At 59.0% G+C, this 21396-nt stretch carries 23 protein-coding genes; 15 read left to right on the top strand and 8 right to left on the bottom strand.

Annotated elements, in window-relative coordinates:
* Positions 1-2 precede the first annotated feature (2 nt).
* Both FGKAn22_RS03360 and FGKAn22_RS03355 read left to right on the top strand, forming a co-directional pair.
* Positions 3-494: a DUF7931 domain-containing protein gene (locus FGKAn22_RS03360; protein WP_212786572.1), complete on the top strand. Its 492-nt coding sequence runs from the start codon at positions 3-5 to the stop codon at positions 492-494.
* 129 nt (positions 495-623) lie between these two features.
* Positions 624-815 carry a hypothetical protein gene (locus FGKAn22_RS03355; protein ID WP_212786571.1) on the top strand — a complete coding sequence of 64 codons (192 nt, stop codon included), beginning with the start codon at positions 624-626 and terminating at the stop codon, positions 813-815.
* A gap of 69 nt (positions 816-884) precedes the next feature.
* On the opposite strand, the gene FGKAn22_RS03350 is transcribed toward FGKAn22_RS03355, so the two are convergent.
* Genes FGKAn22_RS03350 through dapA form a run of 3 tightly spaced genes read right to left on the bottom strand, consistent with a single transcriptional unit; the run spans position 885 to position 3702 of the window.
* Entirely contained in the window at positions 885-1652 is a 768-nt protein-coding gene (locus tag FGKAn22_RS03350; RefSeq protein ID WP_212786570.1) for an MBL fold metallo-hydrolase, read from the bottom strand.
* Between the two features lie 9 nt (positions 1653-1661).
* Entirely contained in the window at positions 1662-2798 is a 1137-nt protein-coding gene (bamC, locus tag FGKAn22_RS03345) for an outer membrane protein assembly factor BamC (protein WP_212786569.1), read from the bottom strand.
* 25 nt (positions 2799-2823) lie between these two features.
* Positions 2824-3702 carry a 4-hydroxy-tetrahydrodipicolinate synthase gene (gene dapA / locus FGKAn22_RS03340; RefSeq protein ID WP_212786568.1) on the bottom strand — a complete coding sequence of 293 codons (879 nt, stop codon included), beginning with the start codon at positions 3700-3702 and terminating at the stop codon, positions 2824-2826.
* Positions 3703-3780: 78 nt separating this feature from the next.
* Here dapA and FGKAn22_RS03335 point away from each other — a divergent pair, with 78 nt between their 5' ends.
* Positions 3781-4041 (top strand): FeoA family protein, encoded by a 261-nt coding sequence (locus tag FGKAn22_RS03335; RefSeq protein ID WP_425513849.1) that lies wholly within the window; start codon positions 3781-3783, stop codon positions 4039-4041.
* A gap of 196 nt (positions 4042-4237) precedes the next feature.
* Positions 4238-6025: a ferrous iron transport protein B gene (gene feoB, locus FGKAn22_RS03330; protein WP_212786567.1), complete on the top strand. Its 1788-nt coding sequence runs from the start codon at positions 4238-4240 to the stop codon at positions 6023-6025.
* 18 nt (positions 6026-6043) lie between these two features.
* Here feoB and FGKAn22_RS03325 read toward each other — a convergent pair whose 3' ends face one another.
* Positions 6044-6529 carry a Crp/Fnr family transcriptional regulator gene (locus FGKAn22_RS03325; RefSeq protein WP_212786566.1) on the bottom strand — a complete coding sequence of 162 codons (486 nt, stop codon included), beginning with the start codon at positions 6527-6529 and terminating at the stop codon, positions 6044-6046.
* 226 nt (positions 6530-6755) lie between these two features.
* Between FGKAn22_RS03325 and FGKAn22_RS03320 the strand changes: the two genes are divergently transcribed.
* The 3 genes from FGKAn22_RS03320 to FGKAn22_RS03310 all read left to right on the top strand — a co-directional run bounded on the left by FGKAn22_RS03320 (position 6756) and on the right by FGKAn22_RS03310 (position 8692).
* The gene (locus FGKAn22_RS03320) at positions 6756-6947 is read left to right on the top strand and encodes a hypothetical protein (protein ID WP_212786565.1); all 192 of its coding nucleotides are present in this window, start codon (positions 6756-6758) and stop codon (positions 6945-6947) included.
* A gap of 162 nt (positions 6948-7109) precedes the next feature.
* Complete coding sequence (locus tag FGKAn22_RS03315) at positions 7110-8060, top strand: patatin-like phospholipase family protein (RefSeq protein WP_212786564.1); 951 nt, start codon at positions 7110-7112, stop codon at positions 8058-8060.
* 80 nt (positions 8061-8140) lie between these two features.
* Positions 8141-8692 carry a hypothetical protein gene (locus FGKAn22_RS03310; RefSeq protein ID WP_212786563.1) on the top strand — a complete coding sequence of 184 codons (552 nt, stop codon included), beginning with the start codon at positions 8141-8143 and terminating at the stop codon, positions 8690-8692.
* A gap of 98 nt (positions 8693-8790) precedes the next feature.
* Here the strand turns inward: FGKAn22_RS03310 and FGKAn22_RS03305 are convergent, their stop codons facing one another.
* On the bottom strand, positions 8791-9111 hold the full coding sequence (locus FGKAn22_RS03305) for a hypothetical protein (RefSeq protein ID WP_212786562.1): 321 nt from the start codon (positions 9109-9111) through the stop codon (positions 8791-8793).
* A gap of 147 nt (positions 9112-9258) precedes the next feature.
* On the opposite strand from FGKAn22_RS03305, the gene FGKAn22_RS03300 reads away from it, so the two are divergent.
* The 3 genes from FGKAn22_RS03300 to FGKAn22_RS03290 all read left to right on the top strand — a co-directional run bounded on the left by FGKAn22_RS03300 (position 9259) and on the right by FGKAn22_RS03290 (position 11908).
* A complete protein-coding gene (locus FGKAn22_RS03300) occupies positions 9259-9696 on the top strand; it encodes a nucleoside deaminase (protein ID WP_212786561.1) in 438 nt (145 codons plus the stop codon).
* Between the two features lie 63 nt (positions 9697-9759).
* The gene (locus FGKAn22_RS03295) at positions 9760-10086 is read left to right on the top strand and encodes a hypothetical protein (RefSeq protein ID WP_212786560.1); all 327 of its coding nucleotides are present in this window, start codon (positions 9760-9762) and stop codon (positions 10084-10086) included.
* Between the two features lie 211 nt (positions 10087-10297).
* On the top strand, positions 10298-11908 hold the full coding sequence (locus FGKAn22_RS03290; protein ID WP_212786559.1) for a methyl-accepting chemotaxis protein: 1611 nt from the start codon (positions 10298-10300) through the stop codon (positions 11906-11908).
* A 68-nt stretch (positions 11909-11976) separates the two neighbouring features.
* Here the strand turns inward: FGKAn22_RS03290 and FGKAn22_RS03285 are convergent, their stop codons facing one another.
* The 3 genes from FGKAn22_RS03285 to FGKAn22_RS03275 all read right to left on the bottom strand — a co-directional run bounded on the left by FGKAn22_RS03285 (position 11977) and on the right by FGKAn22_RS03275 (position 13826).
* On the bottom strand, positions 11977-12396 hold the full coding sequence (locus tag FGKAn22_RS03285) for a secondary thiamine-phosphate synthase enzyme YjbQ (RefSeq protein WP_212786558.1): 420 nt from the start codon (positions 12394-12396) through the stop codon (positions 11977-11979).
* A 105-nt stretch (positions 12397-12501) separates the two neighbouring features.
* Positions 12502-12891: a hypothetical protein gene (locus tag FGKAn22_RS03280; protein ID WP_212786557.1), complete on the bottom strand. Its 390-nt coding sequence runs from the start codon at positions 12889-12891 to the stop codon at positions 12502-12504.
* 68 nt (positions 12892-12959) lie between these two features.
* On the bottom strand, positions 12960-13826 hold the full coding sequence (locus tag FGKAn22_RS03275; RefSeq protein ID WP_246487447.1) for an arginase: 867 nt from the start codon (positions 13824-13826) through the stop codon (positions 12960-12962).
* A 200-nt stretch (positions 13827-14026) separates the two neighbouring features.
* On the opposite strand from FGKAn22_RS03275, the gene FGKAn22_RS03270 reads away from it, so the two are divergent.
* The 5 genes from FGKAn22_RS03270 to FGKAn22_RS03250 all read left to right on the top strand — a co-directional run bounded on the left by FGKAn22_RS03270 (position 14027) and on the right by FGKAn22_RS03250 (position 21268).
* Positions 14027-14407: a hypothetical protein gene (locus tag FGKAn22_RS03270; RefSeq protein WP_212786555.1), complete on the top strand. Its 381-nt coding sequence runs from the start codon at positions 14027-14029 to the stop codon at positions 14405-14407.
* Positions 14408-14691: 284 nt separating this feature from the next.
* The gene (locus FGKAn22_RS03265; RefSeq protein ID WP_212786554.1) at positions 14692-15234 is read left to right on the top strand and encodes an ORF6N domain-containing protein; all 543 of its coding nucleotides are present in this window, start codon (positions 14692-14694) and stop codon (positions 15232-15234) included.
* Complete coding sequence (locus FGKAn22_RS03260) at positions 15231-16052, top strand: class I SAM-dependent methyltransferase (protein WP_212786553.1); 822 nt, start codon at positions 15231-15233, stop codon at positions 16050-16052. Before FGKAn22_RS03265 ends, FGKAn22_RS03260 begins: the two co-directional genes overlap by 4 nt.
* A 14-nt stretch (positions 16053-16066) precedes the next feature.
* Positions 16067-17281: a cysteine desulfurase gene (locus FGKAn22_RS03255; RefSeq protein ID WP_212786552.1), complete on the top strand. Its 1215-nt coding sequence runs from the start codon at positions 16067-16069 to the stop codon at positions 17279-17281.
* A gap of 132 nt (positions 17282-17413) precedes the next feature.
* Positions 17414-21268, top strand: a complete 3855-nt coding sequence (locus FGKAn22_RS03250) for a tetratricopeptide repeat protein (RefSeq protein ID WP_212786551.1) — start codon at positions 17414-17416, stop codon at positions 21266-21268.
* The last annotated feature ends 128 nt before the right edge of the window (positions 21269-21396 follow it).

Here is a 21396-nt window from a genome sequence, read left to right as displayed (position 1 = left end):
CCATGAGCGAGGGCACCCTGCAACACAACAAGCTGGACGGGATCGCGGACTATACGGGCGCGCTGGACGGACTGTGCAAGCTGGCCGAGCACAACCTGTACCTGTTCGAGAAAAATTACGACGGCCTCGGATTCAACAGCGAGGCACGCTATGAGACATTGCGCCGATTCCTGCTCGCCAGCCCGAATAACCGGCTGTACGTGCTGGCCCACGACACGCGCTACCTGTCCACGCTCTGCCCGCGCATGACGATGCTGTTGCGCCAGTTCGGCGGCAGCATGTTCATCCACCAGACCCCGCCGCACCTGCAACAGATCAGCGAACCCTTCGCCGTCGCGGACGACTCTCACTACGTGCGCCGTTTCCACTTCGACGATCCGCGCGGCATCCTGGCGCTGAACGACCCGGAAAATGCGCGCGCCCTGAAATCGCGTTTTCTGGAAATATGGGAGGCGTCGCACTCGGCAGTGTCCGCCACCAAATTGGGGTTATAGCAAAAAAAGGTTGCCCGCCTACTAGATTTCCTGTAGCCAAGTGATAAAATGCGCCGCCTTCGACTTCTAGCTCATTGGAAGTCGGGTAAAAAATTTGGCTTATTAACGTACCTCCTAAGGAAATAGAAAATGAAACGCTCTGCTCTGATCGCTGCCCTGTTGGCTCTGGCTCTGACCGCTTGTGGTCAAAAGGCTGCTGAAGCTCCTGCTGCTGCTCCTGCTGCTGAAGCCGCATCCGCTCCGGTTGCTGCTGCTCCTGCTGCTGAAGCTGCATCCGCTCCGGCTGCTGCTGAAGCCGCTGCTCCTGCTGCTGCAAAGTAAGCAACTAGCCTTACAGGCGACAAAAAAGCCGACGCAAGTCGGCTTTTTTTATTTCCATCACTTCGCCCCTCAGGCGATTTCGCGCCAGGCGAATCCTTCTTCCTGCGTCGCCACCCCGACCCAGTCTGCCTCGCACCCAAGCACATCGCATAACGCCTGCACCGCAAGTTGCGGCATGTTGTTCCTGCTGCTCAGATGCGCCGCAACCAGATGCTGCAAGCGACCCACATCGAGGCGACTCAGGATGTTCGCCGCCTCACGATTGCTGAGATGCCCGAAACGTCCTCCCACCCGCTGCTTGAGGCTGTAAGGGTAATCTCCGTTCCGCAACATCTCGCTGTCGTGATTGCACTCCAGCACCAAGGCATGACAACCGTTCAGGGTCTGTTCGATATGTGCGGTATTGCATCCGGCATCGGTCAGGACGCCCAAGCGCCGCACGCCATCGCTGAAAACGAATTGCACCGGCTCGGCGGCATCGTGCGGGACGGGATAGGGAAATATCTCGAGATCGCCGATGGCAAACGGACGGTGGGGATCGATCTCGTTGACGCGAACTGCATCGGCAAAGACTCTCGCTTGGCTGCGCAAGGTGCCGTGGGTGAGCCAGACTGGCAGATTGAACTTGCGCGCCAGTCGCACCACGCCGCCGATGTGGTCGCCATGTTCGTGGGTGACCACGATGCCGCTCAACTGGTCGGGCACCACGCCCAGACGGGCGAGGCGCGAGATGCTGTCGTTCAGGCCGAAACCGCAATCCATCAACACCTGCGTCCGGCCCGCGGCCACCAGCAGCGCGTTACCCTCGCTGCCGCTGCCCAAAGAGGCAAACTTCATGAAGCGGAACTACTCGTTGATGTTCTTATAGATCGCCTGGATCATTTGCTTGGTAGCCTCGTCGCTCGCGCCGTCCTGGTCGGTGACCGTCACTTCGCACGCCGCGCCACCATCCTTGACGTTCACGCGGTAGCGCCGGGCGCCTTCTTCGCCATCCTCCCAGAACATCAGCTTGTCCATCCAGCCCTTCTCCGCCTTGATCGGGCGCAGATAGTAGATGCCCTTGGCGCGGTCCTTGTCTTCCACCGCCAGGCCTGCGCGCTCGACCGCCAGGCCGACCCTGCGCCAGCTTCTGTCGAACGCATCGTTGATCACGATGATGCTGCTGCCGTCGAATATCTCCTGCAGGTTGGCCTTGCCGTCGCCGTGCACCATGGCTGCGGTCGCCGCGCCCGCCGGTGCGACAGCCCCCGGTGTGCCGGACACTGCGGCCCCCGCCTGCGCATCGCTGGCACCGAAACGCACCATCAGCTTCTGCAGCATGACCGCTTCCAGTTCCGGATCGTTGGGACGCGGCTGCCACTTCGAGGTGTTCTGGTCCGCGGACAGGACCTCTTCCATGCCGCGATGGGTGATGTACACCTCGGTGCTCGCGCCATCCTTGCCGCGCTCCAGACGCACACGGTACTGGTCCTTCTCGCCTGACGAATAGAGACCATCGAACACCTTGCCGACCGCTTCGCGGATCGTGCCCATCGGAATCTTGGCACGGTTCTCCGCCCACTCGGTTTCCATCACCCCGGCAGCCTGGTCTTCGCTCGCGATGCTCAGCCCGTTCTCCTGGAAGAACGACTTGACCACCGGCCAGACGTTCTCCGGCTTGTCATTCACCACCAGCCAGCGTTGCGCACCGCTGCGTTCCAGATGCACGCCCTTCACTTCGGGCAACACCGAACTACCCGCGGGCCGCTCGGCTGCACCGCTCTTGCTGTAATCGGAATAGGTCGCGACCGACTCGCCTTCGCTCCCCGGTACCTTGTAGCGCTCGTCCCTGGCCGGCGTGGTCAGGTCGGGCGGCACCTCCAGCGAGGGCGCCTGCACTGCGCCGGAACGGTAATCGATGCGCTTGCTGCCCAAGCCGACCGAGCTGCACCCCACCAACGAGGCAAGCACGACACTGGAAATTCCGATATGCAAAACCTTCATTGTTTCTCTCCGCAATACTGCTTGATTAACTGATGACACCCGCTTGGCGCATCGCGGCTTCGACCACCGGCTGCGCGCCGGTGGAAAGCGGCGTCAGCGGCAGGCGCAGGTTGTTCTTCATCTTGCCCATGCGCGCCACCGCCCACTTCACCGGGATCGGGTTGGCCTCGACGAACAGGTTGCGGTGCAGGCCGAGCAGGCGGAAATTGATCTCGCGCGCCTTGGCAACCTCGCCGTTCAGGGCGGCTACGCACATCTCATGCATCAATTTCGGAGCGACGTTGGCCGTCACCGAGATGGTGCCGTGCGCGCCGAGCAGCATCAGCGCCAGCGTGCTGGCGTCGTCGCCGCTGTAGACGGCGAAATCCTTGGGCGCGCGCAGCAGCAGGTCGCTGCCGCGCTCGATGCCGCCGGTCGCATCCTTGATGCCGATGATGTTGGGAATCTGCGCCAGGCGCAGCACGGTGTCGTTGCTCAGGTCCGCGCCGGTGCGTCCCGGTACGTTGTACAGGATGTGCGGCATGTCCACCGCCTCGGCGATGGCCTTGAAGTGCAGATACAGGCCTTCCTGCGTCGGTTTATTGTAGTAAGGCACGACGGAGAGCGAAGCATCCGCCCCCGCCTTCTTCGAGAAGGTCGCCAGCTCGATGGCTTCCTTGGTCGAATTCGCCCCCGTTCCGGCGATGATGGGAATGCGCTTGTTGGCGTGCTTCACCGCTTCGGAGATCAGCAACTCATGCTCTTCCACATCGACGGTGGGGGATTCGCCGGTCGTGCCGACCACCACGATGGCGTCGGTGCCTTCGGCGATATGAAAATCGATCAGCGCGCGGAACGACGCCAGATCGAGACTGCCGTCCTCATGCATCGGCGTGACGATTGCAACAATACTGCCCTTGATCATTTTATTAGCCAGCAAATGAAAGAGCGCATTCTAACCCAATCGGCCTGACCGCGACAAAGGCGGGAAGGCTGTGAAATAATGCCGCAATCCGAATCGACTGCCGCCATGTTCGCAATCACCCTAGCCACCCTGCATCCAGGCGACACCGCCACGATCGTCTCGATCCACGCCGAGGAAGCGCTGCATCAGCGCCTGCTCGCGCTGGGTTTTCGCGGCGGAAAGCGGGTCGAACTGATCCGCAAGGCCATCTTCTCCGGGCCGATCCAGGTGCGCATCGGCACCACCGACATCCTGCTGCGCCGCAGCGAAGCCGCAAAAATCACGGTGAAAAAGGCATGAGGGCGCACCTAGAAATCGTAGCGAGCAAGCCCGAGTGCAAGGAGCCGCACATAACCAGCGACTTGCCCGCTAGCGGGCTTAGTCGATGGCTAGGAGTTTCATCAGTGAATGACGAGACATACCAATTAGGTAGGCGAGGAATGAACGAGCACGCGACGCCGCAATCGGGCTGCGCAGTAGATTTATTGGTGCGCCCGTGAAGCGCATCGCGTTGTTGGGGATGCCCAACACCGGCAAATCCACCCTGTTCAACCGCATGACCGGCGGCGCGGCGCGCGTCGGCAACTGGCCCGGCATCACGGTGGAACTGCTCAGCGGCAAGATCCTGCTGGGCGATAACATGGTGGAGATCATCGACCTGCCCGGCTTCTACGATCTGCACGGCTTCTCCGACGACGAGCAGGTGGTGCGTCACTTCCTGCACGACAACGTGCCCGACCTGGCGCTGGTCATCCTCAATGCCACCCAGATCGAGCGCCAGATGAGCCTGCTGCTGCAGCTCAAGCAGCTCGACATGAACGTGGTGGTGCTGCTCAACATGGCGGACGAGGCGAAGAAATACGGCATCACCATCGACAGCAGGAAGATGGCGGAGATGCTGGGCATGCCGATCTTCATACTCAGCGGCAAGTACGGCACCGGCTACCAGGAAGCCATGCAGGCCGTCACCAGGGCGCTGCGCTACCCCACGCCCGGCATGGCGGAAGAATTGCGCTCCCAACTCGAACAGGACGAGCACATCGAGGCCGAGATGGCGCGCGTGATGCAGCATGCCGTGCAGGTTCCGGCCCAACTGCCGGACAACCTCACTGCAAAGCTGGATCGCGTGATGCTGCACCCCTGGCTGGGACTGCCGATCTTCTTCGGCATCATGTATCTGCTGTTCCAGGGCATCTTCATCCTGGGCCAGCCGCTGCAGACCGGCGTCGGCGGCGCGCTGGGCTGGTTGCGTGCGACCGCGCTCGAACCCGCATTCTCCGTGCTGCCGCCCATGCTGAACGGCTTGCTGCTGGATGGCATCTACAACGGCGTGGCGACCGTCGCCGCCTTCGTGCCCATCATCGTGCTGTTCTTCCTTTTCATGGCCATGGTGGAAGACAGCGGCTACCTGTCGCGCGCGGCGTTCCTGATGGATGCGCTGATGGCCAGGATGGGGCTGGACGGGCGCGGCTTCGTGATGCTGCTGATGGGCTTCGGCTGCAACGTACCCGCGCTGATGGGCACCCGCGTGATGCGCTCGCGCACCCTGCGCCTGCTCACCATGCTGGTGATCCCATTCTCTTTATGCTCGGCGCGATTGCAGGTGTTCGTGTTCATCACTGCCGCGCTGTTCGCGCCCAAGACCGCGCCGCTGGTGCTGTTCAGCCTGTACCTGTTCAGTTTCGCCACCGCCATCCTCACCGCGCTGCTGTTCAGGCGCCGCTTCCCCGCGGAGGAACCGTTCGTGCTGGAGCTGCCGCCCTACCGCTTCCCCACCCTGCGCCAGATGGCGCTGCGCGGCTGGCTGGAGGTGCAACACTTCCTGCGCCGCGCCACCAAGTTCATCGTCGCCGGCGTGGTGCTGGTGTGGCTGCTCACCCACATCCCGTTCTCCGCCGTCCCCGCCGGACCGGACACGCTGGCCGGCATGATCGGCGGCGCACTTCAGCCCATGTTCGCCCCCATCGGCATCAACGAGCAGCTCACCATCGCGCTGATCTTCGGCTTCGTCGCAAAGGAGATCGTCATCGGCTCGCTCGCGGTGATCTACGGACTCTCCGGCGAAGCGCTCGGCAGCGCGCTGGGACAGCAGCTGGATTGGGTGCAGGCCTACAGCTTCATGCTGTTCACGCTGATCTACACGCCCTGTCTGTCCGCCATCGCCACCATGCAAAACGAGGCCAAGCAGCCCGGCTACACCGCGCTGGTCATCGGCTGGTCGCTGACACTGGCCTGGCTGATCAGCTTCGCGTTCTATCAGGGTGCAAGGGCGCTAGGATACTGAAGCGCAAAGAATTGCCCGCTAGTAGTGGATGTTGGCGTGGCAGATATACTCATTCATTTCCGCGCTCTGGTCGTTCACGATCCGCACGATACGGTCCACATTGCGCACCACGCCCTGCATGACGTGATACACAAGCATGGGGTGGGTCTCGACCAGGCTTTTGAACCGCGTCTGATCCAGACTCAAAACCTTGACGTCGCCCACTGCGTAAAGCGACGCACTGATCTCCGATGAATCGCCGCCGACGAAAGTGATCACGGCCGCGAGGTCGCCCTGCTTGAGCACGTTGAGGCTGGATTCCTCTTCGCCAGCCAGCACTTTCACGTCGATGCCGCCCTGCGCGAGGATGTACAGGCTGGGGGTATATGGCCCCCCCGGCTTCAGGATAACCTCGCCATCCTTGTACTCAATGATCTCGCACAATCCGGCGAGTATCCCGACTTCGACATCGTTCAATCCCTCGGTGATCGTCGAGGCACGCAAAGTATCGGTCACTAGCGACATGTCTTCCTCCTTTCGCGGCCCAAACCGGCCCAGACTGTCCACGCCCGCTAATATGCGCCTCCGCCGTTGCTTTGCAATCGGGTGAATACCTACCTCGCCAGAGGTATGAGCCGCGCCCCCCCGGCATTCGCCTTGATGGTATCCTGCCTGCTCCCCAAAGGCCGTGGCCGGAAGTCTTCCCTGTCGCGGCCATTGCTCGAACAACCAGACAATCGAGGAGTCCATCATGAGCTACCGCACCGCCGCGCTATGCGCACTCCTGTCGCTCGCCGCATGCAGCCCGAAAAACGACCAGCCCCCGGCCCCCAAACTGTTCGAGGAACCGCGCAACGCGCTCGACAAGGCCAAGGCAACGGATGCCGAGCAGCAAAAGCAAGCCGAAGAACAACGGAAGGCGATGGAACAGCAGACCCAGTAAGCAGCAACACACCGCCCGAGATCACGGCAATCACAATAACGAGCGCAAACAAATAACTGCGCCGGCGGCGTCATGGCCCAAGTGATTGGAGAATAAGGGGAACTGGGGCGGTATACTTGAGTCCGAAACAGCTATCCATGCACCAACCGAAGAATTGAATTCATGAAGAGATACGCAATCGCAATCCTGTTGCTGCTCGGCATCACCGCCTGCACCACGCCCCAGGTAACGCCACCGCCGCAGCCACAGCTGCCGCCTACCACGCCCGTGGTGGAGCGCCCCCCCGCGAAGATCGCGCTCGCACTGGGCGGCGGCGCCGCGCGCGGCTTTGCCCATGTCGGCGTGATCAAGGCGCTGGAAGCGCAAGGCATCTCTCCCGACATCGTCGTAGGCACCAGCGCAGGCTCTGTCGTGGGTGCGCTCTACGCAGCCGGACTCACCGGCTTCCAGATACAAGAACTGTCCATGAACATGGAAGAAGACCAGATTCTCGACGGCTCGGGCTTGTATCGCTGCATCGCCGAGACGATGGTCACGGACAAACGCGGCTGCATCAAAGGACAAGCGCTGCAGGACTTCATCAACAGGAACGTCAAGGGCCGCCCGATGGAAAAGCTCAACAAGACCTTTGCCGCTGTCGCGACCAACCTGAACAGCGGCGAGATGGTGGTATTCCGCAAGGGCAATACCGGCATGGCCGTTCGAGCCTCCTCGTCCATACCGGTGTTCTTCCAGCCCGTCACCATCAACGGCCAGGATTACGTGGACGGCGGGCTGGTCGCGCCCGTTCCGGCGAGCGTGGCGCGCACGCTGGGCGCAGATTTCGTCATCGCCGTCGACATTTCAGTCCGCCCCCAAGACAGAAGCACGGAAGGGATGACGGACATCCTGTTGCAGACCTTTTCGATTTTCGGGAAGACCATCAATCGCCACGAGCAATCCAGCGCGGACATCATCGTCCGGCCCGTCACCTCCGGCCTCCCCTCGGCCGACGCGAGCGGACGCCACAAGGCCGTGCTCGAAGGAGAAAAGGCAGTCGCGGCGATCCTGCCAGAGCTGAAAGCCAAGCTGGCGAAACTGAACGAAGAACGCCACGTGGCAGGCATGCCATGAACGACTGATGGCGCAGGCTGTGCTGAACTGTTCAAGGCATCCAAACAATTAGCCTGCGGTACATTTGGTATGATGTTCCTGTGAATAAATCAGCCAGTTCCAATCCTGCTCATCGACTGTCACTGCGAGTGCGCGAGATTGCGCAATTGTTCAACTCGATGGATCCGACGCCGTTCCTGAACAAGGATCTTGATCCGGAGGCAAATACTTTCATCGAAACCTGGGCGTCCGGATTTCCGCCAGGCAGCCGCTTCCATATAACCATCCACATTGAACAGTGGCCGTCAGATGGCGACCCGAGCGAGTTGTTGACTGAGGCAGTTCATAACCACTTCGCGTACAAAGCCGAAAATACGCGCAACGCCCTGAAACACCTTATGCGGCAAGGCCGCATGAGCCTGGTTATCGGGATCGTCTTTGTCTCACTTTGTCTGCTCGCGGCTGACATCATCGGAAATCTTGGCGCCAATGTCGGCTCCAACATCGCGCGCGAAAGCCTGACAATCGTTGGCTGGGTCGCCATGTGGCGTCCGCTGCAGATTTTCCTGTACGATTGGTGGCCGCTCCAGCGACAAATCCGCCTTTACCAAAAACTGTCCCGCGCTCATATCCAAGCAGTTCAAAGCAAGTGAGCGCAGAGGTGATGAACCCCGCCATTCGAGATATTACGCCGGACTATCGCGAGTTCAGCACAACTTGCCTCGGATAAATCCCCTCCCAACTCGCCCCTTCAAACCTTCCGGTTGCGCGGCTGGAAAGTGTGCTCGAAAGTGGCGATGCCGGTACGGTCTGCCGTAATGTGACGCTTGGGCTGACCGCCTGGAAGATCGTAGCCGTTGGCATGATGGAACGGCCGCAGGTGTTCCGGTGTATCCGGTGCGCCGGGCGTCACGTTGACGATCCTCCACCCGAAGTCGGAATCCGTCTTGCCGTAATCCGCGCGGCTGATCCACGCACCGCATTCGTCCTCGCGCCACAGATTGGAATCGATCTCGCCGTTGGCGCGGCCTTTTTCCCATACCTGCTGAATGAGTTGTTCGCTGTGTTTCATGTCGATCTCCTTCTATCGGTAAAAACAGATGGAACGTCCGGTCTCAGGCTAATACCTTGCCCATTGCCCCGCAATGAGCAGCAATGTGTAGGCAGGACTACGGTGGCGTAAGATGTGGCGTCTCTCATTCAGAAAGGAGCGGGCATCATGGACGAATTCATGAAAGCAGCCATCGAGGAAGCAGAAAAGGGACTGCAGGAAGGCGGCATTCCTATCGGCTCTGTCATCGTGCACGACGGCCGAATCATAGGCCGCGGACACAACCGGCGCGTGCAGACCGGCAGCGTGGTGCTCCACGGGGAAATGGATGCGCTGGAAAATGCGGGACGCCGGCCGGCAGCCGTCTACCGGGAATGCACCCTGTACACCACGCTATCGCCCTGTTCCATGTGCACCGGAGCGATCCTGCTCTACGGCATCCCCAGGGTGGTCATCGGAGAGAACCGGACCTTCATGGGTGAGGAGGACCTCCTTCGATCCAGAGGAGTGACGGTCGAAGTCCTTCAGGATCCGACATGCATCGACCTGATGTCGCACTTCATCAAGGCTTCCCCCAAGTTATGGAACGAGGACATCGGGGTGTGAGGCAATGACGCGTCGCCGGCAAGTCCGGTATATTCCCTCGCCTCAAGTCTCACCGAAACAACCATGTCGCGCCGCAACCACTACAACATCTATGTGATCGAACTGTCGAAAGATGTCCTGTATGAGGGGAAGTTCAAGAAGTGCAACCCCGGCTACATCCCGGGCAAGCCCTGCGTCTACGTCGGCATGACCGGCATCGACCCCGACGTGCGCTTCGACAAACACAAGGCCGGCATCCAGTCCAATCGTTACGTCAAGGAATACGGCTTGCGGCTATGGCCCGACCTTTACGAGGGCTTCAATCCGATGTCCTACGACGAGGCGTGCGAGAGGGAAGTCGAGATCGGCATCGACCTGCGTTCGGCTGGCTTCGGGGTCTGGCAGGCATAAGCCTGTCAGACCCGCGCCGCACATGGGGCCCTAGGCATCCCTATAGGAATTTCCCTACCCCGGGTTCCCTCAGGACTACGGGTAAATCAAGAAACGCTGACTGTGTTTCTTTCCTTCGCCGGGTATATTTCCAACGTTCGGCTAACGCCTTTTGCGCAAAGGAAGTTTCTTAGCGCATTCGAACGTCAGCCATCCCATCTGGAGAATAGCCATGCGCGTGAATCTGCCCGTAACCAATGTCGGACGCCACCTTAACGAGGGCGAATATATCGTTTCCAAGACCGACCTGAAGGGACGGATCACCTACATCAATCGCCCTTTCCTCGAAATGAGCGGCTTTACCGAACAGGAATTGCTGGGCGCCTCGCACAACATCGTGCGCCACCCGGACATGCCTCCCGAAGCCTACAAGGATCTGTGGCGCACCTTGCAGAGCGGCAAGCCCTGGCGCGGCCTGGTCAAGAACCGCTGCAAGAACGGCGACTACTACTGGGTCGAAGCGAATGCCAATCCGATCTGGGAGAACGGACAGATCACCGGCTACATGTCCCTGCGCACCAAACCGGGCGCCGAACAGGTGAAGGCAGCCGAGCAGTTATACCGCCGGTTCCGCGAAGGAACCGCCAAGGGGATCACCATCAAGGAAGGAAAGGTAGTCCCGACCGGATGGCGCGGCCGCCTGGCCGCCATGAGCGACCTGAGCATCCATGCCCGGGTATCGCTTGCCTGTGCGTTCGTCGGCCTAATCATCCTGGCGCTTGGCGGAGAGGCATTGCACGCCATCGGCCGGGACACGGTTTCCGATGCCCATACCGGAGAGATCGGCCTGCTCGTAACTGCCGCATTGGCGACGGTGCTATGGATATGGTGGCTCCTCTCCTTCAGGGTATTGCGCCCGCTCGAGCAGGCGGTGCGCAGCTGCCAGGTCATCGCCGCAGGAGACGTGAGCCTGCTCAAGTCGGTGGAGTACCACGGTGAGGTCGGCCGCCTGATGCACGCCATCAATACCATGGCCGGGAATATCGCGAGCATCGTCACGGACGTTCGCGGTGCAGCCGGCGAACTGGCCTCGGCCTCGGAAGAGATCAGTTCCACCGCACAAAGCCTGAGCCAGTCATCGAGCGAACAGGCCTCCAACGTGGAAGAGATCAGTGCCTCCGTCGAACAGATGAGCTCAGCGATCCAGAAGAACACCGAAAACACCAAGCTGACCGACAGCATGGCCACGCAAGCGGCGACGCAGGCATCGGAAGGAAGCGAGGCGGTGCTGCAGACCGTAGCGGCGATGAAGCAGATCGCCGCCAAGATCGGCATCATCGACGACATCGCGTACCAGACCAACCTGCTGGCCCTGAATGCCGCGATCGAAGCCGCGCGCGCAGGCGATGCGGGGCGCGGCTTCGCCGTGGTGGCCGCCGAAGTGCGGGCGCTCGCGGAACGCAGCCAGGTGGCGGCCCAAGAAATCGGCGGCGTCGCGGGCAGCAGTGTCGAACTGGCAGAGCGTGCCGGCCGGCTGCTCGAGCAGATGGTCCCGGCAATCAACAAGACCTCCGGCCTCGTGCAGGAAATCGCCGAATCCAGTATGGAGCAAAGCGGCGGCGTGGCGCAGATCAACACGGCGATGATGCAGATGAGCCAGGCCACCCAGCACAACGCCTCCGGCAGCGAAGAACTGGCCGCGACGTCGCAGGCGCTGAGCAGCCAGGCTGAAACGCTTCAGCAACTTGTCGGGTTCTTCAAGATGAATTCCGGCACGCCCATATCGGCAGGCAAGCGCCCCGCGGCGAAACGTTCCGCTCGGCAATCACCGGCATACGCCTGACCCGGCCGCACAAAAAACAACCGGCTCCTCCCTTGGCCCGGCATCGCCGGGCTTCTTTTTTGGGAAGACTATTCGCCCTGCACCGTCACCACGATGCGGCGGCTGCCGCCGTGGTTGCGGTGTTCGCACAGGTAGATGCCCTGCCAGGTTCCCAGCGCGGGACTGCCATTACGGACCGGGATATTCAGGCTGCAGCCGAGCAGGCTGGCCTTGATGTGCGCGGGCAGATCGTCCGGGCCCTCGTCCTGATGCAGGTAATAAGGTTCGTCTTCGCGCACGGCGTGGTTGAACCAGCTCTCGAAATCCTCGCGTACCGTGGGAGCGGCGTTCTCGTTGATCGTCAGCGAGGCCGACGTGTGCATGATGAAGACGTTCATCATGCCTATCCTGAAATCGCGCAGCTCGGGCAGTTCGCGCAGCAACTCGTCGGTGATGAGGTGAAAGCCTCTTGCCCTGGGTCTCAGGCGTATTTCTTTTTGCAGCCACATAGCTGAATCGCCTTCAGCGTTTAACGAAACACTGAATAAGTCCGTTCGCCCTGAGCTTGTCGAAGGGCAAGCGTTGCAAGCTATTGCATCTATGTTGTCTTCCGTTCATGGTTCGACAGGCTCACCACGAACGGAAGACTTGCTCAGCATTCCCTTAACTCGAACGTCGACCTCGCGCACCCGAACCACTTCGCCCTCGATGATCTCGCCTTCAAAGACTTCGCCGCGGAACACTCCGCCTTGCGGCTCGCCGGCGCTCGCGGCGGCTTCGTGCATCTGTCGCATCCGGGCCTGCATCTCCCTGAACTGTTTGCGCAGCTCGCGCGTCTTCCACCACAGATAAGCGCCGCCGATCACGGCGACGATCAGGAGAACCGTCAGCAGCACCGCCGAGAACATCAGCGCCACAGCGCCCAGTGCGACCATGCCGACCAGCGTCACGGCTTTGCGCAACAGGCCGGGACGATTGGAAGAGGAAATATATTTCGTTTGCATGGTGAAATTTTATCCGATTCTTGCTGCGGGCACGTGCGCGGCCCGGATCAAATTCCGTTTGGCGCTATTCACAGCACCGCGCGAAACAGTGCGCCCGCCGCCCTGGCGGTCAGATGGTCGCGGTCGCGGTGCGGGTTGTATTCCACGATCTCCATCGCCAGCAACGCGGGATCGCCGTGCAGCTGGTGCAACGCCTGCTCCAGCTCATGGCAATGCAGTCCGCCGGGCGCGGGGCTGCCGACTCCCGGTTCTTCCGCGGGGTCGAGCACGTCCAGGTCCAGGCTCACGCCGAAGCCTGCCGTGCCGTTGCGCGCGATGGACATCGCCTCGGCCAGCACCTCCGCCAGACCGCGTGCGCGTATCTCCTGCATGCCGATCACCCGCACGCCCAGGCGGTGCAGCAGCGCCGCCTCGCCCTCCTCGAAACTCCGCACGCCCAGCAGGCAGACATGTTCGGGCTTCAGCTTGGGCACATGCTCGACGAGTTCCGTCAGCTCGTGTTCGCCGTAGCCCATCAGGGCGGCCAACGGCATGCCGTGCAGAGCGCCGCTGGGCGTGGTGGCGAAGGTGTGGCTGTCCATGTGCGCATCTATCCAGATCAGCCCGAGCGGCCCGCGCCCGTCCAGCCAGCGATGCACCCCGCTCCATGTGCCGATGGCGCACGAGTGATCGCCGCCGACCACGAGCGGGAACCGGCCCTCATCCAGCGTGTGTCTTACCTGCTTCGCCAGGCGCGTGCACAGCTCCGCATCCACCGAGACCGCCGATCCCGCCCCAGCCTTGGGACGCAGCACGCCGCCCCAGACTGCCGTGACATCCGCGCCGCGAAAGACCTCGAGCTCGCGCAGGATAGACGGCCCATCCTCGCAGCCGCGATCCTGCGCCCCGACGCCGCTGGCCACCCCGATCACCTTGACTGGCTGCGTAGCTTTCATATCAGCCTCTCCCGAAATCGATTGCCGTTTATAAACTTCGCAGCCGATCATATCCCTGTTCCGGAATCGCTGAAACCGACGGTTAAAAACAAGGGGAGAGGCGTAAGATTGCGCGTCCCAGAAAGGAACGACAACGTGTATGCGCGACTGGCCGTTCACTCATGCAACGTTGAGAAGAATTCGCAAAAAGGAAACTGGCAATGAGCAACGCACGTGATGTGTTTTCCCCGCCCGCAACGGATCGCGGAGCCTGCATCGCCCTGATCTACGCCCTCGTAGCCGAGCGCCTATCCGCCCATTACGAGCATGGCCAATGGATGACCCAAGCCCAAGGCGCCACGCTCGCCGCAGAGTGGCTGGCCCGCTCCAAACGTAGCCTGCCGCTGGCCGAGCGCAAGCACCTCTCCGACCTCAGCGACCAGCTCGCCAGGCAGATCGCCGCGACCACCTCCCGCGATGCGGGGCTCTACATCGCCCACGAAATGCAGGAATCGCTGGATCCCCGCCATGAATCCGAGATTGGACAATCGATCATGGCCGAATGCGAACGAATCTTCGATAGCGAATCGCCTGCGGCGTAACGGGTTGTGCCAGACTGAACAAGTCCTCCGTTCGTGGTGAGCTTGATGAAACTACTAGCCATTCGACTAAGCTCGCAAGCGAGCAAGTCGCTGGTTATGTCGAACCATGACGGATGCATCAAGCAAATTGACAGGTTGAAATGCTTGCCCTTCGACAGGCTCTGGGCGAATGGACTTATTCAATTGCCTATATATTTCGGCATATTGTTTTTGGCCGGAAGCTCCAATAGAGTTGCGCACCACCAACAATAAGCTGCATACGGATCAGAACCCGCAAAGCAATCATGACCGCAGACAAGACTCCGCCGATCTTGCTCGAATCCATCGAGTCGAAGATATTCGTCACCCGTGGGCAAAGGGTCATGCTGGACGAAGACCTGGCGATACTCTACGGCGTGGAAACCAAAGTGTTGCTGCAAGCGGTCAAGCGCAACCTCGAACGATTCCCCGATGATTTCATGTTCCAACTGGATGCGGCGGAATGGAAAACTTTGAGGTCACAATTTGTGACCTCAAACGAAAATCCCGTCGGACGTGGCGGCCGCCGTTACGCACCCTACGCCTTCACCGAACAAGGCGTCGCCATGCTCTCCAGCGTCCTGCGCAGCGAGCGCGCGATCCACGTCAACATCGAAATCATGCGCGCCTTCGTGCGCCTGCGGCAGATGCTGACCAGCAATGCCGAACTCGCGCGCAAGCTCAATGCACTGGAAAAGAAATACGACGTACGCTTCAAGGCCGTCTTTGAAGCCATCCACGACTTGATGGCTCCGCCTGAATCCAAAAAGAAACGCCCTATCGGCTTTGCACCTTGGGAAAAGAAATGACCCAGCCAACCGCCAACCCGCTCTCCGCCAGTGAACCGTGGAACCTCGTCGCCGACGGCTACGCCGAGACCAATATGCGCGTGTTCGAGCTGTTCGCCGAGGAAGCCATTGCCGCCAGCAAGCTCAAGCCGGGGGCTGTGGTACTGGATGTCGCCTGCGGGCCGGGCACGCTGGCGCTCAAGGTGGCGAGCACAGCGAGCAAGGTGCACGGCATCGACTTCTCCGAATCCATGCTCGCCATCTTCAAAAAGAAGATCGAACAAGCGGGCCACGGCAACATCGCCCTGCACTGCGGCGACGCGCAAACCCTGCCCTACGCTGACCAAACGTTCGACGCCGCGTTCTCGATGTTCGGCCTCATGTTCTTCCCCGACCGCAAGCGCGGCTTCGCCGAGATCCACCGCACGCTCAAACCGGGCGGCAGCATCGCCGTCACCAGCTGGGCGCCCGTGGACCAGTCGCCCGCGATGCAGACCATGTTCGGCGCACTGCGCGCCATCAAGCCCGACCTGCCGCAACCGCAACGCTCCATCGGCACGCTGGAGAACCCCGAGGTCTTCAAACAGGAGATGGAGGACGCCGGATTCCGCGACGTCGAGATAAGCCGCGTCACCAAAGCCTTCCCCGTCGGCACCGTCCCCGAGTTCTGGAAGAACATGGTCAGGGGCAGCGCCCCGATCCAGATGCTAAAGAAAGGCATGGGAGAGGAAATGTGGCGCGAGAAGGAAAAGCTCGCGCTGGCTTGGCTGGAAGAGACGCTGCCCACGCTGCCCATGCCGCTGACTTCGGACGCGCGGCTGGGCGTGGGCATCAAGTGAGAAGGATGACGAACATGTTCGATGTCGAAAGCATCCGCCGCGACTTCCCCATCCTGCGGCGCGAGGTGCACGGCAAGCCGCTGGTCTGGCTCGACAACGCCGCAACGACACAAAAGCCGCAAGTCGTAATCGACCGGGTGTCGCGGTTCTACGAGCACGAGAACTCCAACATCCACCGCGGCACCCATACTCTGGCGGAGGAAGCCTGTGACGCCTGCGAGCGCGCGCGCACCAAGGTCGCAGACTTCCTCGGTGCTTCCTCGATGCTGGAGATCGTCTTCGTGCGCGGCACCACGGAAGGCCTCAACCTGCTCGCCGCCGTCTTCAGCGAAAGCCTGTTGCGGCCCGGCGACGAGATACTGCTGACCGAAGCCGAGCACCACGCCAACATCGTGCCCTGGCAATTCGCCGCGAAGAAGACTGGCGCCGTCATCCGCGTCGCCCCTGTGGACGACAACGGCGACATCATCCTCGAAGAGTACGAACGCCTGCTCGGGTCGCGCACCCGCGTCGTCTCCATCACCCATATCTCCAACGCGCTAGGCACCGTCATGCCCATCCGCGAGATGACCGCGATGGCCAAGCGTGTCGGCGCCACCGTCGTGATTGACGGCGCGCAGGGCGTTCCGCATCGCCGGGTGAATGTGCAGGAGATCGGCTGCGACTTCTACGTCTTCTCCGGCCACAAGCTCTTCGCCCCCATGGGCATCGGCGCCGTCTACGGCCGCAAGGAAATGTGGGAACAGTTGCCGCCCTGGCAGGGCGGCGGCAACATGGTCCAGCATGTCACGTTCGAAAAGACCACCTTCGCACAGCCGCCCAAGAGATTCGAGGCGGGCACCCCTGCGCTCTCGGCAGCCGTCGGACTAGGCGCCGCCATCGACTACCTGAACGGCATCGGCCTCGATGCGATAGAACGATACGAAACCCGGCTGCTCGATTACGCGCTGGAAGGCATCCGCAGCATCACCGGCCTGCGCCTGATCGGCCAGCCCCGCGACAGGGGCGGCGTCATCTCCTTCGTGATGGATGGCATCCCGGATCTGGAGGTCGCCCGGATGCTGGACGCGGAAGGCATCGCGGTGCGCGCCGGCACCCATTGCGCGCAACCGATCCTGCGGCGCTTCGGGCTGGAATCCACCGTCAGGCCCTCGTTCGCGTTCTACAACACCCAGACAGAGGCGGATGCGATGCTCGAAACGCTGCGCAGGATCAGCTTGCGGCGGTAGCAAGGCCGCTGACTTCGGATGCGTGGTTGGGGGTGGGGATGAAGTGAATTTAATCCTCTTGCACGAATCCACCCCTCATGCAAGGATGCCGCATTACGCAGCAGCAAGATAACTATTAAATAAAGTCAGAGAATGTACTCGCTCATCGCATTTGCCACACAATGGGGAAGCAAGCTCGGCGGCATTAACAGCTTCAACACCGATTTTCTAAAGGCATTCGGCATCGCCTTTCATAACAATGCCCAAGTGATATGCATCGTTACTGAAGCAACTACTGATGAAGTTGAGGAAGCGCGCAATGCCTATGTAATGCTAATAAAGCTGCCCTATAAGCCACAGGAAAAAACTTTTTCTCAGGATCAAGCTAAGGCAGCTATTGAAACACTAAATCAGCATCAAATCGGCTTTGATCGAGAACGCACTGTTTGGCTGGGGCACGATCGCATTACCGGCAGTGCGGCTATTGAGGCCGCAAAAATTGCAGGAGGGCGCTCGGCTCTAATACACCACATGAGCTACGACCACTACGAGTCATTTGCCGAGGATTCCAGAACTGCGTATTCCAAGAGTCAGGAGCAGCGAGACTTGTTCGAGCAGGCGGATCTGGCCTTGGCCATCGGCCCCTTACTTCGAAAGGCAGCAGAGGACTTGGTCGGAAAATCCAAGCTCGTCCATATGCTCGTGCCGGGCTTGGCAGAAATTAGCGCAAAGCCCTCGCCAAATACGTTCGTCGCATTTCTTGGTGGCCGCTTAACCAATGATGCGGCTAGAATCAAGCAAGGTTATCTGGGAATTGCTGCATTGGCACAAGCTCAAAAAGAAGCATGTGAGCGCGATGGAGCGGAAGGGTTACGCAACCAGCCCAAGATAGTATTGCGCGGCGTGGACTTTGCGACTGAAGAAGAAATGGCAGGACAGCCCAACACAAATCCGGAAGCTGAATTGAAATCGTTTGCCGAAGATCATGCTGGTCGGGCTATCAACCTACAGGCTTTGCCCTACACCCATGATCGAATGGAACTGTATGACAACATCAGTCGTGCCAGCGTAGTGTTGATGCCTTCATGGCACGAAGGCTTTGGCTTGGCCGCATGGGAGGCAATTGCGGCGGGAGTGCCACTGATAATCAGCAAACAAAGTGGCGTATATCAATTACTGGAAGAGAACCATCCGGGCTGTGAAGAAGGATTCATCTATCCAATTGACGTACGTGGTACAAACACCAAACCATTTTTCCGCCCAGAAGATGCGACTGCCGTAGCCAAGGAAATCACCAAAATTGCAGACAAACCGGAGAAAGCCCGCCAGAAATCCGCCACATTACGGGGCTTACTCCTTGATAAATACACATGGCCTGCGTGTGCCGCTCAAGCAATGGGGGCTTTTGGCTGGGCCCTTCAAAAAGGCAACCTACCTGATACGACACAGAAACCCATCACACCAGCCCTAGACAGTACTGAATTTCAACCCGCCCACAACGAATTGCCAGTACACATGCCAGAGAGGCGATGGCGGGTCGGCGGCAGTGTTGCCGATAGCCAGTTGCTGCGCGCCGAAGAAATGCTGGTTCCCTTCGATCCAGCACGCCAACCTGAGCTCGACAATCTGAATACATGGCTCGATGATGCCCAATATCCGCAAGCTGTGAGGCTAATTACCGGAGCAGGCGGCTTGGGAAAGACGCGGCTGGCGCTGCATCTTTGCCAGCAACGCCTTACTTCCGGTTGGTATGCAGGATTCATGGATAGCGACCTCACAGCCAAAGAGCTGTCCTCTGGTTGGAAAGCACTCAAGACTCTCAACCAGCCGCTACTCGTAATCATTGACTATGCCGAAACTCGCCAGGACAACCTTCTCTCCTTGATAAGAGCCATGCTGCAGTCCCCCACCGATCAGCCGGTTCGATTTCTTCTGCTGGCACGCAATGGCGGTGAGTGGTGGGACAACCTGCCCGGCAAAAATAAAGACTGCGAATCTCTGCTCAGTGGCTACGCCACCTCCGGCCCCTATCCTCTACCTCCCCTGCATAATGAAATCGGAGATCGTCAACATGCCTACAGGCAAGCGCTGCACGCCTTTTCCGCAGCTCTGAATGTTCCCGCCCCAGATGTCACCCCGGAATTAGCGGGAGAACATTTTGGCCGCCCGCTCTATTTGCAGATGGCAGCTTTGCTTGCGTTACGCGGCGAACGACCAACTTCGGCACAAGGAATGACTCGCGCTCTGCTGCATCATGAGCGTCGCTACTGGCATGGCCTGTTTATCGGTCACGACATTTTGACGCCAGCACTCCACGCCGAACAACTAATGGCTCTAACCACACTATCAGGTGGCTTCACCACTCCTAAGATCGCGTGGCCATCTTGGGAAAAGGTGAGCGGAAAGGTAATTAGCACCGCACAGTTCAATCACTTGTTCTATACATTGATACCGCTCTACCCAGGCAAACATGGCTTGCAAGCTGTTCGCCCAGACCTGCTCGGCGAAGCATTGGTAGCCCAAGCTCTATTGCGTTCCAACTCTGCTGAGTTACTGGATGCGGTTCTCGGAAAAAATACAAGTCAATCGGTAAGATTGCAGGCCCTGACGACAATAGCTCGTTTATTCGACCACTATCCTGAGCTACAAGAAACGCTAACAGAAGCATTAGTACGCCACTTTGCCCATTGCTGGCAGGAATTCATTCTTGTTGCCACCGAAACGCCAAGCAACTTATCTATGCTGGCAGAAGGCGCATTTATGCGGTTACCCACCAGCACCAAGAATCAGATTTCTGGTTTACTGAAATCTCGATTGAAAGATGAGTCCATTCAGCTTGCGCAGCTCTACTGCGTAGTAGCCAACTATCTAGTAGAAAATCGTAAAGAGAAATATCTGAAAAAATCTGACGATATCCCAACCCTGTATGAGTACTCATGGGCATTGGATATATATGCATTCAGACTAAATAGAATAGGTCTAAATGATGAAGCACTTAGACCAGCCAAACTAGCAATGGAGATTGATGAACAGCTATCAAGGAAAAATCCAAATAAATTCGAACTCAATCTTGCAGTGTCGTTGAATAATTATAATGAAATGGCACTGACTTACAGCAAACGATCATTAGAAATCTATCTACGTCAGCAGAAAAACGATTCCTACGAAGATGAACTTGCGGCAGCACAAACCAATTACGCAAATTGCCTCAACAATAAGGGGGACTACGAAATAGCGCTAGATCACGCTGATCAGGCAATGAAAATTTACCGGCAATTGGCCCTCAAGAAACCAGAACAGTTTGAATCTCGGTATGCAGGATCATTAAACAACCTCTCTAATGCCCTAAGTTATGTAGGTCGAAATAGTGAGTCGTTTGAATACGCCAGACTAGCATTAGAAATTCATGAACGATTGTCCCAAGAAAAACCTGATTACCACGAACCTGACCTTGCAATGTCACTAAACAACTATGCAAACCGTTTAAGTGATGAAGGCCGCTACGATGATGCTCTAGTACATGCCAGACTGGCATGCGAGATATACGAACGGTTATCCAAAAAGAATCCCGCACGTTTTGCTGGAGATCAATTTTGGTCAGTGGGGAGCACACATTTTTTTGAATGGCTACTAAATAACGATACAGGCAACCATGACTTGTCTGAGTTGAACTCAGTACCCTCCACTTCCTCCCAGCATCACCGCCCGCTTCTGCAACTTTATGCAGCATTCGTGCATGGCTGTTGTATAGCCGACGCAACTGTCCAGACCGATGCACTCATACAAGTAACTGCGTTATGGAAGAATCTATCCCATGCTAACAGAACTGCCGCGCGTAACTACTGGTTATGCGCCGCAGCTTGGTGTTCCTTGCATGAGCCCGCATCCATCACTGAACTAGATTGGCAAACCGAGTGGAAAGAATTCCATAAGCAGCGCCGAGGCAATACGCCCCGCTGGATGCAGGAGGTAGCACAACGCTTGGGCTACAGGTGGCCAATAGAATGAGTAAACAGCCAAGAACCTTTGATCCCATTTAAGCCTACAAATTATTAGGATCAGCTCAGCATCGAAATACCTTCCATCGCTATGTGGTAGCAGTTGCACAATTCCATTAAATCAAATAACTAGCCCCG

The organism is Ferrigenium kumadai (assembly GCF_018324385.1).
Taxonomy (GTDB): Bacteria; Pseudomonadota; Gammaproteobacteria; order Burkholderiales; family Gallionellaceae; genus Gallionella; species Gallionella kumadai.
Note: the sequence above shows the minus strand (reverse complement) of the source record. Positions and strands in the feature narration are given on the sequence as shown.

Excerpts from the sequence above, each read along its gene's own strand:
- FGKAn22_RS03360 (WP_212786572.1), top strand. The coding sequence starts at position 3 with ATGAGCGAGGGCACCCTGCAACACAACAAGCTGGACGGGATCGCGGAC.
- FGKAn22_RS03355 (WP_212786571.1), top strand. The coding sequence starts at position 624 with ATGAAACGCTCTGCTCTGATCGCTGCCCTGTTGGCTCTGGCTCTGACC.
- FGKAn22_RS03350 (WP_212786570.1), bottom strand. The coding sequence starts at position 1,652 with ATGAAGTTTGCCTCTTTGGGCAGCGGCAGCGAGGGTAACGCGCTGCTG.
- bamC (WP_212786569.1), bottom strand. The coding sequence starts at position 2,798 with ATGAAGGTTTTGCATATCGGAATTTCCAGTGTCGTGCTTGCCTCGTTG.
- dapA (WP_212786568.1), bottom strand. The coding sequence starts at position 3,702 with ATGATCAAGGGCAGTATTGTTGCAATCGTCACGCCGATGCATGAGGAC.
- FGKAn22_RS03335 (WP_425513849.1), top strand. The coding sequence starts at position 3,781 with ATGCCGCAATCCGAATCGACTGCCGCCATGTTCGCAATCACCCTAGCC.
- FGKAn22_RS03325 (WP_212786566.1), bottom strand. The coding sequence starts at position 6,529 with ATGTCGCTAGTGACCGATACTTTGCGTGCCTCGACGATCACCGAGGGA.
- FGKAn22_RS03320 (WP_212786565.1), top strand. The coding sequence starts at position 6,756 with ATGAGCTACCGCACCGCCGCGCTATGCGCACTCCTGTCGCTCGCCGCA.
- FGKAn22_RS03315 (WP_212786564.1), top strand. The coding sequence starts at position 7,110 with ATGAAGAGATACGCAATCGCAATCCTGTTGCTGCTCGGCATCACCGCC.
- FGKAn22_RS03305 (WP_212786562.1), bottom strand. The coding sequence starts at position 9,111 with ATGAAACACAGCGAACAACTCATTCAGCAGGTATGGGAAAAAGGCCGC.
- FGKAn22_RS03300 (WP_212786561.1), top strand. The coding sequence starts at position 9,259 with ATGGACGAATTCATGAAAGCAGCCATCGAGGAAGCAGAAAAGGGACTG.
- FGKAn22_RS03295 (WP_212786560.1), top strand. The coding sequence starts at position 9,760 with ATGTCGCGCCGCAACCACTACAACATCTATGTGATCGAACTGTCGAAA.
- FGKAn22_RS03290 (WP_212786559.1), top strand. The coding sequence starts at position 10,298 with ATGCGCGTGAATCTGCCCGTAACCAATGTCGGACGCCACCTTAACGAG.
- FGKAn22_RS03285 (WP_212786558.1), bottom strand. The coding sequence starts at position 12,396 with ATGTGGCTGCAAAAAGAAATACGCCTGAGACCCAGGGCAAGAGGCTTT.
- FGKAn22_RS03280 (WP_212786557.1), bottom strand. The coding sequence starts at position 12,891 with ATGCAAACGAAATATATTTCCTCTTCCAATCGTCCCGGCCTGTTGCGC.
- FGKAn22_RS03275 (WP_246487447.1), bottom strand. The coding sequence starts at position 13,826 with ATGAAAGCTACGCAGCCAGTCAAGGTGATCGGGGTGGCCAGCGGCGTC.
- FGKAn22_RS03270 (WP_212786555.1), top strand. The coding sequence starts at position 14,027 with ATGAGCAACGCACGTGATGTGTTTTCCCCGCCCGCAACGGATCGCGGA.
- FGKAn22_RS03265 (WP_212786554.1), top strand. The coding sequence starts at position 14,692 with ATGACCGCAGACAAGACTCCGCCGATCTTGCTCGAATCCATCGAGTCG.
- FGKAn22_RS03260 (WP_212786553.1), top strand. The coding sequence starts at position 15,231 with ATGACCCAGCCAACCGCCAACCCGCTCTCCGCCAGTGAACCGTGGAAC.
- FGKAn22_RS03255 (WP_212786552.1), top strand. The coding sequence starts at position 16,067 with ATGTTCGATGTCGAAAGCATCCGCCGCGACTTCCCCATCCTGCGGCGC.
- FGKAn22_RS03250 (WP_212786551.1), top strand. The coding sequence starts at position 17,414 with ATGTACTCGCTCATCGCATTTGCCACACAATGGGGAAGCAAGCTCGGC.